This window comes from Williamsoniiplasma lucivorax ATCC 49196, from assembly GCF_000518285.1.
Classification (GTDB): domain Bacteria; phylum Bacillota_I; class Bacilli_A; order Mycoplasmatales; family Mycoplasmataceae; genus Williamsoniiplasma; species Williamsoniiplasma lucivorax.
This window is the reverse complement of sequence record NZ_JADH01000001.1, coordinates 71855-84956: the sequence shown is the minus strand read 5'-3', so window position 1 is coordinate 84956 and position 13102 is coordinate 71855. Positions and strand designations below refer to the sequence as shown.

Below are 13102 nucleotides of genomic sequence, written 5' to 3'. Positions count from 1 at the left end.
ATTAATCAACTATCTTGAAAAGATCCTTAAATGATTTTTTTTGTTTAGGTTTATCTTTTTTAAGAGCTTGAGCTTTTTTTTGTTTTTTTGGTTTTTTCAATGCTTTTAATTCATAAGTCATTTCTTTATCTAATCATTCATCCATTCCAGATTGCACAGCCTTACGCACATTTTTAGTTAAATCTTCAGTTTTTAAAGAAAGATGTTTTTGAGGCATGATTGGTTTTCCAAAGACAACTTTAACTTCGATGCGTTTTGGACGATTTGGGTCAGTGACTAAATATGAATTCATAATTGTCACTGGCACAATTGGAGCATTAGCCATTTGAGCAATTTTCATTGATGCTGGTAAGAATTCGCCAATTTCTTGTCCTCCAGATCTAGTTCCTTCTGGGAAGATCACTAAACTACGTTTGAAATCAACGATTAATTGTCTTGCTTCTTTAAAAGCTTCAATAGCACTTCTAGGACTTTTACGGTCTAAGGGGATTAAATCAATCAAATCAACAAAACGGGCAAAACTTTTGTCATCCCATAATTCTTTTTTGGCAATAAAAGCAATTGGTTGTTGTTTTGAAAAGTCATTAATTGCTAGTAAAACTAAAGCATCAAAGTTTGATTGGTGATTTGGTGCTAAAACAATACCACGATCTAATCAGTTTTCAATTCCTTCTACTTTAACATCAACATTCATTGCAGTAATCATCCTGTTAGCGACTTTTTTAACTCAGTTATAACGGTATTCTTCATTGTAAGAATCAGGATGTTTTCTATTTTTACGAGCAATTTTTTTTGCTTTCATCTTAATGTTTAATAAAGATGGTCACATTAAAAATACTTTACCTTTATTTAGAATAAACTTTCCTTCTTTTTCTTCTTTAGTTTCTGCTACTTGATGGTCGTTAGCTTCTATCTCAACTTTTGGTGCTTCAACTTCTACAGCTTTGTTTTCTTTAGCAGGTTCGTTAAAACATTCAATCGGTTCTGCTGTCTTTGTTTCAACTTCAGCAATTTTTGGTGTTTCTTTTTGAGCATTTTGTTTAACTGGTGCTTTTGTTGTTGTTGCTTTTTTTGCAACTGGTTTAGTTGTTTTGACTTCACCTTTTTCAGTCTTTTTAACTGTTGTTTTATTTGCTGTTTTTGTTGCTGCTTTTACAGTTACTGTTTCAGTCTTTTTAACTGCAACTTTAGCTGTTGTTGTTTTTTTCGTAACTGGTTTAGTTGTTTTTACTTCAACTTTTTCAGTCTTTTTAACAGGTGCTTTTTTAGCAGTTGTTTCAGTTTTTTTAGTTGTTGGTTTTTTTGCAACTGGTTTAGTTTTTGTTGTTTCTTTTGGTGCCATTATTCTTTCCTTTTAAAATATTCGATTTCGAATTCATCCTCTTTAATAATATTTGTTTTTTCAAATTTTTCAAAATCGTAATTTGAGATTTTGATGTTACCTGGATAATTTTCATAGACCGTTGTTCTAATTATCTCATCTGCATAATCAAAAAATAATTCAAAAATTTCATTTCCACCAATCACATATAAATTATTTGTTTTTGTGTGTTGATATTTTTTGACAATCGCTTCGACATCACTTGTAAACATTAAGTTATCAGCTTTGATCTCGTTAAATTTTTTTGGATTTCTGGTGATGACGATGTTGAAGCGATTTTTTAAGGGACGATTTTTCATCGAAACAAAAGTTTTGCTTCCCATTAAAACTGTGTGATTTAGTGTTGTTGCTTGAAAATGTTTCATTTCGGCTGGAATGTTTCAAGGAAGGCGATCGTCATTTCCAATCACCCCTTCTTTGGTCTGAGCATAAATTAAAATAATCATTAAACTGCAACCTCGCCTTTAATGGCTGGTCATGAATCATAATTTTCAATTTTAATATCTTCGAATTTCACATCAAAAATTGATGTGAAATTATTAATTACTAAAGTTGGTAATTTTTTTGGTTCACGAGTTAGTTGTAAATCAACTTGTTCAAGATGATTAACATAAATATGAGCATCCCCAATTGTATGAATAAATTCACCAGCTTCTAAGTTACATTCTTGAGCGACCATTGCTAATAATAAAGCATAACTAGCAATATTAAATGGCACTCCTAAAAATAAATCACCACTTCTTTGGTAAAGTTGGAGGTTTAAAGTTTTATGATCTGGTGACACATAAAATTGAAACATAGTGTGACATGGAGGTAAGGCCATCGAATCAACAAGGGGAGGATTTCAAGCTGAAATAATCAATCTTCTTGAATCTGGATTAGTTTTAATTTCTTGAATAATTTTTTTTAATTGATCAACCCCACCAAAATCTCTTCATTGTTTTCCATAAACTGGTCCTAAATCACCATGAACGCGGGCAAAATCAGCATTAGTTTTAATTAAATCAATAAATTCAGCTAATGTTTCGCCTTGAAAATCTGAACTTTTTTTGAATTTTTCATAAGGTCATTCATTTCAAATTTTGACATCATGGTCAACTAAATATTTAATATTAGTATCTCCAGCAATAAATCATAAAAGTTCATGAGTAATCCCTTTCATAAACACTTTTTTAGTAGTGACCAACGGAAAACCATGACGTAAATCATAACGAGATTGAGCACCGAAATAAGAAATTGTATCAATTCCTGTACGATTAGAACGATGTTCACCTTTTGCCTTCACTAACTTTAATAAATCTAAATATTGTTGCATTTTATAACCTCTACTCTATTTTTTAAGATGTTCTCATCTTTCATTATTTTAATTATAAACTTAAATATTTACATTTGTTTTTTCGCAATCAATTAAGTTTTCAACAATTAAATTGCTTAGTTTTGCATCGCAACAGCGACAGAAAAATGTCTCTCGTGAGAAATGGAAATCGCAATGTTCGCTAGTTCAGAATTGAGAATAATTGGACATTTTTCTGCATCATAAGCAATTTCAATTTGGTTAAAAGCAAGATGTTCTGTTTTGGTTAAGACTTTAAAAATGGCTTCTTTGACAGCTCATCGTCCAGCGGCAAATTCAATTTGACGCTGGGTGCTTTGGACACTTTTTAGATAAGTCATTTCTTGCTTTGTTAAAAACTTCTTTAAAAACTCATCATTTAATTTTATTCTGGTATTTTCAACAATATCAATGCCAATTTTCTTCATTTTAACTCCATTTTATCTTCCACATCTCCCAATATGCTATATATGTATTATAATCATTCTAGAGTTATTTTTTACATTTAGCTCTGCATATTATAGAAGAGGTTTTTGCATATGACTAAAAATACATATGTTCTTAATCTACTTAAGACTCGCCGTTCAACAAAAAGAATGTTGCCTGATTATGTCATATCTGATGAAGATTTAAGAACAATTACTGAATCAATCAGATGAACATCAATGAGTTACGGAGTTTGAAATTATCGTCTTATTGTTGTGCCAAGAGGACAACTAAGAGATGAATTAGCCCCAGCCATGATGAATCAACCATCATTTATCAACTCAAGTCACGTTATCTTTTTTATTTCTAAAAAAGAAGATTTCATTAAATCAACAGCACTTGCTTATAGTTATGAACAAACAATTCCTGAAGAAGCAATCGATGTGCGTGGGATTATGATCAATGCTGTTCTTGATAACTGAAAAATGAATCAAGTGATTCCTGAAGAATGAGCATCTAAACAAACTTACATTGGTTTAGGAAGTGCCATGATTGCTGCTGCTGATTTAGAAATTGATTCAGCACCTTATGAAGGGTTCAACCGTTTTGAAGTAGATAAAATTTTTGCTAAACACAATTTAATTGATCCAACCAACGAAAGATTATCAGTGGTAATTGGGTTTGGAAAAGCAGATTTACAAGATCCAATGGTTCATTTTTTTGACAAAATCAGAATGAATGAAGACGAATTTACCACAATTGTGAAGTAGATAAGAAATTAAAGCAATATTTTTATTGCTTTTTTCTTTGTTTAAAAATAAAATCTTTTTGAGATTAAAAAAGTAAAAACATAAGATGCTTTTTTATTATTGCATAATAAAAAACTCACATGAATTTAAACCTTTAATCCAGAAATAGAGGAGAATGTATGAAAAATACTAATTTTAAATGTCCAAAATGTGGACAAGAATTTAGCTTGGATGAATTATTTGATCATAATAAAGAGCAATTTAATGAATTCATTAATCACCAAGTGCAATTAAAAATGGCTGACGAAATCGCCAAAGAAAAAGCGATTATTTTACGTGAACAGGACGCTATTCAGACTAAGCAAAAAGCAGATTTAGAAGCTAGCTTTAATCAAAAACAACTAGAATTTGCCAAAATTATTGAGCAATTAAAAAATCAATTAGAATCAATTGAAAAAAATAAAGATTTAGAAAAACAAAATGAGTTAATTGCCCAAAAGATGAAAATCGAAGAACTTAATCATCAAGAAAAAACACGTTTAAGTTTAGAAGCTTCCAAAACTATTGAGCAATTAAAAAACCAAGTGGAATCAATTGCTAAAAATCTAGATTTGGAAAAACAAAACGAGTTAATTGTTCAAAAGATGAAAATCGAAGAATTGAACCAGCAAGAAAAAACACGTTTAAGTTTAGAAATGGTGAAATTACAAGACAAAATTAATCAAGTTGAATTCCAAAAAACAGCTGACATTGAGCACCAAGTGTTGCTTAAAGAAAAAGAAATGCAGCAAATTATTGAAAAACAACAAAACGAAATCAATGAATTGAACTTGAAAAATTCACAATTTAAAATTATTCATTCGAAAGCCAAAGGTGAAAATTTTGAAAATGAAGTCGAATCAGAATTAAGAAAAGGTTTTGGATATTTTGATAGTATTCAAAAAATCAATGATTCAATTGATGGAGTTAAGGCAGACTTTTTACAAATTGTGAAAAATGCTAATAATGAAACAATGGGTAAAATTGTTTATGAAGTAAAAAATGCTGAATGAAAAGATTCTTGAGTTGGTAAATTAGCAATTGATACAGCTAACCAACAAGCGAAATATGGAATTTTAATTGCAACATCATTTAATGATAAATATAAAGGTGACCTTTCATTTATTAAATCTGAAGAATATGCAAATATTTGAATTACTGATCCAAACAGCTTTGTTTTTGTTGGCCAAGTTATTCGAAAATTAATTGAAATGGAAAATAAATTTGAAACTGAACGTAAAAAAATGGCAAGCGCTTTTGAAGATAATGGAATCCAAAAGTTGTATGAAAAACAACAAGAAGAAATTAGAAAATTTATGGAAGTCAAACTGCCATCAATTTGAAAAAAATTTAAAAAACAATTTGATGATTTAGAGAATGTTCAAAAAGCATTAGGTAGAAGTGCTGAAACAATTGGAAAATCTAAAGATATTTTAGAAAAAAACATCAAAACACAAATTATTGGTTTCCTAGAAAAAATTTCCGGAATCAATATCGATACCACTACAGAAGAGGAATAAGATGAAATATATTGAAAAAATCATGACTCAAAGAATGTCACCAAGACGATTTGATGAAAACCACGAAATTAAACCAGAAGATATGGATTCCATTATTGAAGCAATGCGCATGAGTCCAGCAGCTTATGGGTTATTTAATACTCGATTAATTAGAATGCCAAGAAGTGAATTTAGAGATAGTTTAACGCCTTTATTTTTTAATCAACCAAACTTTTATCAAGCGAGTGAATATTTATTATTTGTTGTTGATAAAGTTGAAAAATTAGTTAGTGAAACAATTGTTAAATCAGCAGCTGACATGTTTGGGGCAGATTTAACTAAACGCGATAATTATATTTTAAGTTTTCAACAACGCTTCCCAACATATTTTGCTAGTGACTCATCAGCTAATGATTGAAGTGCTAAACAAGCTTACATTATGCTTGGGGTGGGAATTGTTGCTGCTGCTGATTTAAATATTGATGTTGTCCCACAAGAAGGTTTTGATCATGAAAAATTAAATAAGTTAATGGTTGAACAAAAGTTAATCGAACATAATGAAATGATTGTTCTTGGGTTAGCTTTAGGAAAATTAACTAATGGAGATTTTAATCATGAACACAAAACTAAAGTGCGCAGACACCAAGATGAATTCATCAAAATAGTTAAATAAACAAGAAAAACACGATGTTAATCGTGTTTTTTTAAAATATGTTATCTTTTAATTTTTTCATAAAAAGTTTTGACTAATGGAGAAGGGACGCTTTCTGTATAATAATTGTCATAACGATTTAATTTTTTCATAGTTGCTAATTCTTCTTCAGTTAATTTGAAATCAAGAGGTTTTATATTTTCTTGCATGTGTGCAAAATTTGTTGATTTTAAAACACGGTTAATTTTATAGTGGTTCAATCAAGCTAAGATGACTTGATTGTTTGTGGCTTTATGGTTTTTAGCAATTTGACTAATTTCTTCAGAATCATAAGCTCCCTTGAATGAACCATAAGCTTGAATTTCAATGTTATATTTTTGAGCAAATAAAATTCGATCTCAACGTTGGTTATGAATATTTAATTCAAATTGATGGAATTCTGGTTTGACTGTTGTGCTTGCTCATAAATAAAGAATTTGTTCTTTTTCAAAGTTGGAAACTCCGACATGTTTAACAATCCCTTTTTCTTTTCATTCCAGAAGTTTTTTATAAGCCTCTAGAGAATTTTCTAAATTGAATGATGGACGATGAACCAATAAAGAATCAATATATTCAAGTTTTAAATCTTGTAAAATTTTTTCAATGGCCTGGTCAACATCATGCTTATCAATGTCTTCCACCCAAACTTTTGATTGAAAGAAATAGCTTTCTCTTTTAAGATTTGGGTTTTGTTTAAACCAATCAGTAATGGCTCTGCCAATTTCTGATTGGTTATGATAGACTTCGGCAAAATCGAATTTTTGATAACCTGCTTGAAATGCATGCATCACTGCTTCATAAGTATCTTCTAGTTTTGTCATGGTCCCGAAATATGTTTTTTGCATAATATCACCTCACTAATATTTTATATCAAAGCTGTGCAATTGATGACTTTGTGGTTTTTATTGTGGATAAATCTAATTAAGATTCAGTTTTTGAAATTTCTAATTTGAAAGCTGATCAACCATGAATAAATCTTAATAAAGGAAGTTGATCTGGATCAATTTTGCCAATCAAATTATAGAAGTTGTCTTGGTGTTCATAATTATCTTGTAAAATAATGTGCATTTCTCCTTGATAACTTCCCCCCTGTTCATTAATCACAACAACATCACCTTGATTGAATTTTGTTGGTGTTTTTTTTGGTTTAATTGCTTCTTTTTTAAAGTAATATCTCGACATACTTGAACGAATCAAAAGATCTGTGCTTTCTTCTCTTCTAGCATGTTTTTTAAAATCTAAAATTTTCATTTCCACTTCACTATTATCATCACACGGATGAACTTTTAAGATGATTTCATATTTATCAATTTCAGCAACTGCTTTTAGTTCTGCTTCAGTCGCAAAAGCGTTACCAAAAATAACATTATCAATTTCATTAGTATAGAAAAGAAATTTAGCTTGCGTAGCACAAGATAAATATCTTAACTCTTCTAGTGTTGTCATGTCTTTATTAGTTGATGATGGACCTTGATTACCAACATGCGAACCAATAAAAGCAGTGGTTTCTAATTTTCTAGTAATATATTTTTGATTACATTTTTGAAAAAAATCAAAAGTTAAACCAGTATTTTTTTGAGCATAAAAATTATGACAACCACTTAATCTTGGGATAATTGGTTGATAAGATAAAATATCATCAACTAAATAATCATTACCTGACATATTCAACTGCACATCAAGACCATACTGATTGTGGGTTAAATTAGCCAGTGTCATCGCTGATGCTGGTGAATCAAAGCGAATGCAAGCGACTCCCATTTCTTTGATTTTTTTCAAATCAGTGATTTTAATATCAAGCATTTTTAAAGTACGCAAACTAATATCAGTAATCACATAAAAACCTAATTCATGTGCATATTTAATAGCTTGAATGGTTTCATTGATTTGAATTGTGTTATCTTTTGTACTATCTTCAGCAAAATGCACAAAACTCACAAAAAGAATTTCATATTCATATTTGTGTGCTAATTTTAAATATTCATAAATTTCTGCAAGTGGTGCATGTTCTGGATAAATGCTAATGCCTAATTTTCTTTTTAACATACAATACCTCCTTATTGCTGTTTCACAGTTTAATTAGCTTAAGCTGTGACTGTGTAGTTTTTGAAAACCACACTTATATTTTATAAATTTCTTGCTTGGTTTTGTTGGTTCACACCTAAAATCCTCAGGTATTTTTTAGTTTTAAACAGTAACCCCTTTTATTTTTTTGTGTGGTATTTTTACTTAAAGAACCATTAAGATCAACAAAAAAACAAAACACATCATTTGATGATGTGTTAGTTAACACTTTATTTGTACTCTTGCTTAATTTTGGCATAAAAGTCTTCTACTAAATCTGAAGTGAAGCTATCAGGATAAAAATTATCAAAACGATTTAATTTTTTAATCATCTCTAATTCTGCATTTGTTAATTGAAAAGCAATTGGTTTGAGATTCTCTTTGATGTGATCGGGATTAGTTGATTTTAAAATGACATCTAGATCATAATGTTTTAACCAAGCAATGACAACTTGAGCATTGGTTGCATGATACTTGTGAGCAATTTCACTTAGTTCAGGACAATCATTAATCCCCTTAAAAGAACCATAAGCTTGAATTTCAATTTTGAACTTTTGAGCAAACAAAATGCGATCTCATCTTTGGTTAAAAACACTCATTTCAAATTGATTGAATTCTGGTTTGACTGATGTTGTTGCTCACAACAACATCAATTGTTCTTTTTCAAAATTTGAAACCCCAACATGTTTTACTTTACCCTTCGCTTTTCACACCAGCAATTTTTGATAAGCTGCAATTGAATTGGCCATTGTCATTGATGGACGATGCAAGAGTAATGAATCAATGTAAGTTAAATTTAAATCTTTTAAGATTTTTTCAACTTCTTGATCAACTAAATGATTATCAATATCTTCTGTTCAAATTTTTGATTGGAAAAAATAATCTTCTCTTTTTAAATGGGGATTATCTTTAAATCAAGCAGTGATTGCTTGCCCAATCACATGTTGATTACTATAAGTATCAGCGAAATCAAAGATTTGATAACCAGCTTTGAAAGCCTGGATCATTGCATCATAAGTTTCTTCTAATTTGGTCATAGTTCCGAAATATATTTTTTGCATAATATCACCTCACTATTATTTTATCTCAAGCACAAAATGATTAATCATGATAACTAGAAAATAAAAAAGCAAAACTTTGCTTTTTTAAAATATTAGATAACACATGAATCACATTCGTAGTTTTCAGAATCTTCTAAAATATCTTGACGAATACGAACATAATAAAGTGCAGCACAACCTTTAGTAAAGGCACGAATATAAGCTTTATTTAAGTCACGTGTAGTCACATTATCATTCATAAATAAAGTTAGAGAAATGGCTTGATCAATATGTTGTTGAGCAGCTGCTGCAATATCAATAATTGGTTCTGGACCTAATTCATAAGCCCCTAGAGCATAATATCCCATATTATCAAAATTGATGTTATATGCTGGCACATAAACTCGCCCAATCTTGCCTTCTTTGCGGACTTCGACACTAGAAACAATTGGTTGTAAACTTGGTGTACAACTTGATAAATAACTAATTGATCCAGTGGGAGCAATTGCCATTAAGTGTGAATTGGCCAAACCAGTTTGCTTAATTTTAACCACCAATTCAATTCAATCTTCTTGAGTTGGCAGAGTAATTTGATATTGGGCAAAGATTTCTTGAATTTTTGCAGTCGCAAAAGTTCATTTATTGGCTTCACATTGCGTATATTTATCAAAATATGAACCATCAGCAAATTTGGTTTGTTCAAAGTTATGAAATGTTCCATAAAGATTGGCTAATTTATTCGAAGCTTTAAAAGCATAATAAGCCATTGTATAAAAAAACATGTTGGTAAAATCAATTGCTTCTTGTGAGTTGTAATAAATTTTATGAGTTGCTAAAAACCCATGTAAATTCATTGCCCCCAATCCAATAGCATGGTTATTTTGATTACCTTTTTCAACACTGGGAGCTGATTGTAAATTAGTTTTACGAGAAATATGATCCAAAGCATAAACAGCATGATAAATCATTTCTTCAAAATCAGTTTCTGCTTTCATCGCTTTATCAATATTTAAGCTGCCTAAATTACAACAAATATCTTCGCCAATTTTGGCAAAAGTTAAATCATCATTGAACTCACTTGGAGTAGAAGATTGGGCAATTTCAGTACATAAATTTGACATTATAATACGATTTGGGTGAGCATTACGATTATTGACAGTATCATCAAATAATAAATATGGATAACCACTTTCAAAATGTAATTCGGCAATCATTTGAAATAGTTTTCTGGCATTAATATAAGTTTTTTTAATCGCTGGATTGTGGACCATTTTGTCATATTCTTTAGTAATTGCAATATCACTTAATGGTTTACCATAAACTTTAAAAACATCATATGGACTAAACAAAGCCATTTCTTTATTGTGTTTAGCTAATTCAAATGTGATATCTGGAACAACAACACCAAGTGATAAAGATTTAATCCGAATTTTTTCATCAGCATTTTCCCGTTTAGTATCTAAGAAAGTTAAGATTTCTGGGTGATGAGCAGATAAATAAACAGCCCCAGCTCCTTGACGTTGTCCTAATTGGTTAGCATATGAAAAACTATCTTCTAATAATTTCATAATCGGTACAATTCCAGTTGCTTGATGTTCGATGTTTTTAATAGGAGCACCGAATTCTCTTAAGTTAGTCAAACATAAAGCAACTCCGCCCCCACGTTTTGATAATTGGAGAGAAGTGGCAATAGCTCTTCCGATTGACTCCATATTATCTTCAACACGTAATAAATAACAACTTGTATATTCGCCACGTTGTTTTTTACCGGCATTTAAAAATGTTGGAGTGGCTGGTTGATAACGCCCTAACATCATTTCTTTAATCATTTTTTCAGCGATATTGACATTGCCATCACCAAATAAAAGAGCATTCATTACAACCCGATCTTCATAATGTTCTAAGAAATATTTGTTATCAAAAGTTTTCAAAGCATAAGCATTATAAAACTTTAAAATTCCCATAAAACTTGGAAACTTATGATTAAAACTTAAAGCGTATTCAGTTAAACTTTCTAAATCTTCAATTGTATATTTCTCAATTAAGTCTTTTTCATAGTATGCATTTTCCACCAGAAAATGCATACGCTCAGCAAAGTTTTTAAATTCCATCATTTTTGGATTAGCATGATTTTGGCGATATAAAATTGCTGCTTCTTGATCTAAGTGATAATTTGTTTGACTACTTGAAAACACTTTTGATTTAGCATTTAAATTAATATATTCATCATTTTGAAATAATGCATTAGTTGTTTTTTCCATTTTCTTCTCCTTCTTTCTTTCAGAAATTCTTAATAATATTTTGGATTTTCTCAACATCTTCTTTTGTTCCTAAAAGCTCAAATTGATAGAGTAAAGGAACATTTAATTTTTTAGACAAAATTGGTCCAGCAATGGCAAAGGTATTACCAAAATTAGTATTACCCGATGCGATCACTCCGCGACAATAATCACGATTTTGTTTTTGGTTTAAAAATTTAACTACTTGTTTGGGCACGGCTCCACTAGTATGCTCGCCTCCCCCACTATAAGTGGGGCAAATTAGAATATAATCTTGTGCAACTAAAAGTTGTTCATCCTCTTCAAAGGGAATACGTAAATTAGTAAAATTTAATTTTTGTATAAAACGATGGGTGTTATTTGAGGGTGATGAAAAATAAACGACGCAGATTTCACCAGTTGGTTTTACGATATCTTGAGCGTCGACTTTAATGACGTCTTTGTGCATGGTTTTTAAAACTCTCAATCTTCATCTTCGGTTTCTTCGTTAACACCCATGATATAACTTGAACCATTTCCAGAAAAGAAATCATGATTTTCATCAGCTCTGGCTGATAATTGGGCAAAAATTTCTGATTTAATTGTGGTTTCTTCTTCTGAAAAAGGTGAATCATAACCTAAATTTTGTAAGAACTTACCAGCATTATATAAACTAAATTTAATTGCATCATCAACAATATCAAACCCAGCATACAACTCTCTTAAATAAGTTTTTTCTAAATCAATCAATTCATACATTAAATCAAAAACAAATTTTTTCATATCGGCTTGTTTTTGGAGTGATAGGAGTTTTAATTTTTGCTGGTACTTATACCCGCTATAATAATTATGAATCACTTTATCACGCAAAATTAAACGTACAATATCAGAAGTATTTGGTAATTTTGCACGAGCTGATAAATAGAATGGTAAATAAAACCCGCCATATAATAAGAACCCAGGCATTAAAGCAGCAGCAACTTTTGATTTTAATGGATCATTGCCAACATAATAAGGAATTAAAGCTTTAGCACGTTTTTGCAAAGCTTCACACCCAACCACTCATTCATGAGCTTCTTCAATTTGTTCACTTGAACATAATGTTGAGAAAATTGTTCCATAACTACGAGCATGAACTCCAACCATAAAAGCAAAATTGGTATAAATCACTTGCTCATGATCAGTTAAAGCATTTTCCATTTGGCTAGTATCACCAATTGTTGCTTGGACAGTGTCTAATAAGGTGAGACCAGTAAAAGTTCTGGTCACCAAATCTTGTCATTCTTGGGGTAAGGTTTTTCATGATGGTAAATCATTTGATACAGGAATTTTTTCTGGCAATCAAAAATTTTGGGTAATCCGATTTCAGACTTCTAAATCTTTGGGATCATTAATTACATTTCAATTGACTGAACGAATGTTCCCTTCAAAACCATTTAGTGCATATGCTAATGGGGAAACCGACTCTTCATAGTATTGGTTTTTCTTATTGTTTTTCATACTCTCTCCTTGATGTTTATTTAGAAAATTTGTGCCAAATTTTCATTTTTTTCGATAACAAAAACTTTTAGTGATTCCTAAATGTATTTTGCTAAAAATTAGTTTTTGAAATAAAAACACGA

13 protein-coding genes are annotated in these 13102 nt (G+C 30.3%); 3 read left to right on the top strand and 10 right to left on the bottom strand.

Annotated elements, in window-relative coordinates; translation table 4 throughout:
- Window position 1: 1 nt before the first annotated feature.
- The 4 genes from P695_RS0100395 to P695_RS0100380 all read right to left on the bottom strand — a co-directional run bounded on the left by P695_RS0100395 (window position 2) and on the right by P695_RS0100380 (window position 3142).
- Window positions 2–1342 carry a 1-acyl-sn-glycerol-3-phosphate acyltransferase gene (locus P695_RS0100395; RefSeq protein WP_084331571.1) on the bottom strand — a complete coding sequence of 447 codons (1341 nt, stop codon included), beginning with the start codon at window positions 1340–1342 and terminating at the stop codon, window positions 2–4.
- The gene (locus P695_RS0100390; RefSeq protein ID WP_028126365.1) at window positions 1342–1827 is read right to left on the bottom strand and encodes a dihydrofolate reductase; all 486 of its coding nucleotides are present in this window, start codon (window positions 1825–1827) and stop codon (window positions 1342–1344) included. Before P695_RS0100390 ends, P695_RS0100395 begins: the two co-directional genes overlap by 1 nt.
- Complete coding sequence (locus P695_RS0100385; protein ID WP_028126364.1) at window positions 1827–2696, bottom strand: thymidylate synthase; 870 nt, start codon at window positions 2694–2696, stop codon at window positions 1827–1829. The genes P695_RS0100390 and P695_RS0100385 overlap by 1 nt, the downstream gene beginning before the upstream one ends.
- Before the next feature lie 116 nt (window positions 2697–2812).
- Window positions 2813–3142, bottom strand: coding sequence for a holo-ACP synthase (locus P695_RS0100380; RefSeq protein WP_028126363.1), 330 nt, complete (start codon window positions 3140–3142; stop codon window positions 2813–2815).
- A gap of 111 nt (window positions 3143–3253) precedes the next feature.
- On the opposite strand from P695_RS0100380, the gene P695_RS0100375 reads away from it, so the two are divergent.
- The 3 genes from P695_RS0100375 to P695_RS0100365 all read left to right on the top strand — a co-directional run bounded on the left by P695_RS0100375 (window position 3254) and on the right by P695_RS0100365 (window position 6100).
- Window positions 3254–3910, top strand: a complete 657-nt coding sequence (locus P695_RS0100375) for a nitroreductase family protein (protein ID WP_028126362.1) — start codon at window positions 3254–3256, stop codon at window positions 3908–3910.
- 158 nt (window positions 3911–4068) lie between these two features.
- A complete protein-coding gene (locus P695_RS0100370) occupies window positions 4069–5448 on the top strand; it encodes a DUF2130 domain-containing protein (RefSeq protein ID WP_028126361.1) in 1380 nt (459 codons plus the stop codon).
- Window position 5449: 1 nt separating this feature from the next.
- Window positions 5450–6100 (top strand): nitroreductase family protein, encoded by a 651-nt coding sequence (locus tag P695_RS0100365; RefSeq protein WP_028126360.1) that lies wholly within the window; start codon window positions 5450–5452, stop codon window positions 6098–6100.
- A gap of 41 nt (window positions 6101–6141) precedes the next feature.
- Here P695_RS0100365 and P695_RS0100360 read toward each other — a convergent pair whose 3' ends face one another.
- From P695_RS0100360 to nrdF, 6 genes are all read right to left on the bottom strand, one after another.
- Window positions 6142–6963 carry an aldo/keto reductase family protein gene (locus P695_RS0100360; protein ID WP_028126359.1) on the bottom strand — a complete coding sequence of 274 codons (822 nt, stop codon included), beginning with the start codon at window positions 6961–6963 and terminating at the stop codon, window positions 6142–6144.
- 76 nt (window positions 6964–7039) lie between these two features.
- Complete coding sequence (locus tag P695_RS0100355; protein WP_028126358.1) at window positions 7040–8164, bottom strand: MupG family TIM beta-alpha barrel fold protein; 1125 nt, start codon at window positions 8162–8164, stop codon at window positions 7040–7042.
- 248 nt (window positions 8165–8412) lie between these two features.
- Complete coding sequence (locus tag P695_RS0100345) at window positions 8413–9243, bottom strand: aldo/keto reductase family protein (protein WP_028126357.1); 831 nt, start codon at window positions 9241–9243, stop codon at window positions 8413–8415.
- Between the two features lie 92 nt (window positions 9244–9335).
- Window positions 9336–11483, bottom strand: a complete 2148-nt coding sequence (gene nrdE, locus P695_RS0100340; RefSeq protein ID WP_028126356.1) for a class 1b ribonucleoside-diphosphate reductase subunit alpha — start codon at window positions 11481–11483, stop codon at window positions 9336–9338.
- Window positions 11467–11949, bottom strand: coding sequence for a class Ib ribonucleoside-diphosphate reductase assembly flavoprotein NrdI (nrdI, locus tag P695_RS0100335; RefSeq protein ID WP_028126355.1), 483 nt, complete (start codon window positions 11947–11949; stop codon window positions 11467–11469). The genes nrdE and nrdI overlap by 17 nt, the downstream gene beginning before the upstream one ends.
- Window positions 11950–11954: 5 nt before the next feature.
- Window positions 11955–12980 (bottom strand): class 1b ribonucleoside-diphosphate reductase subunit beta, encoded by a 1026-nt coding sequence (gene nrdF / locus P695_RS0100330; RefSeq protein WP_084331570.1) that lies wholly within the window; start codon window positions 12978–12980, stop codon window positions 11955–11957.
- Window positions 12981–13102: the final 122 nt, after the last annotated feature.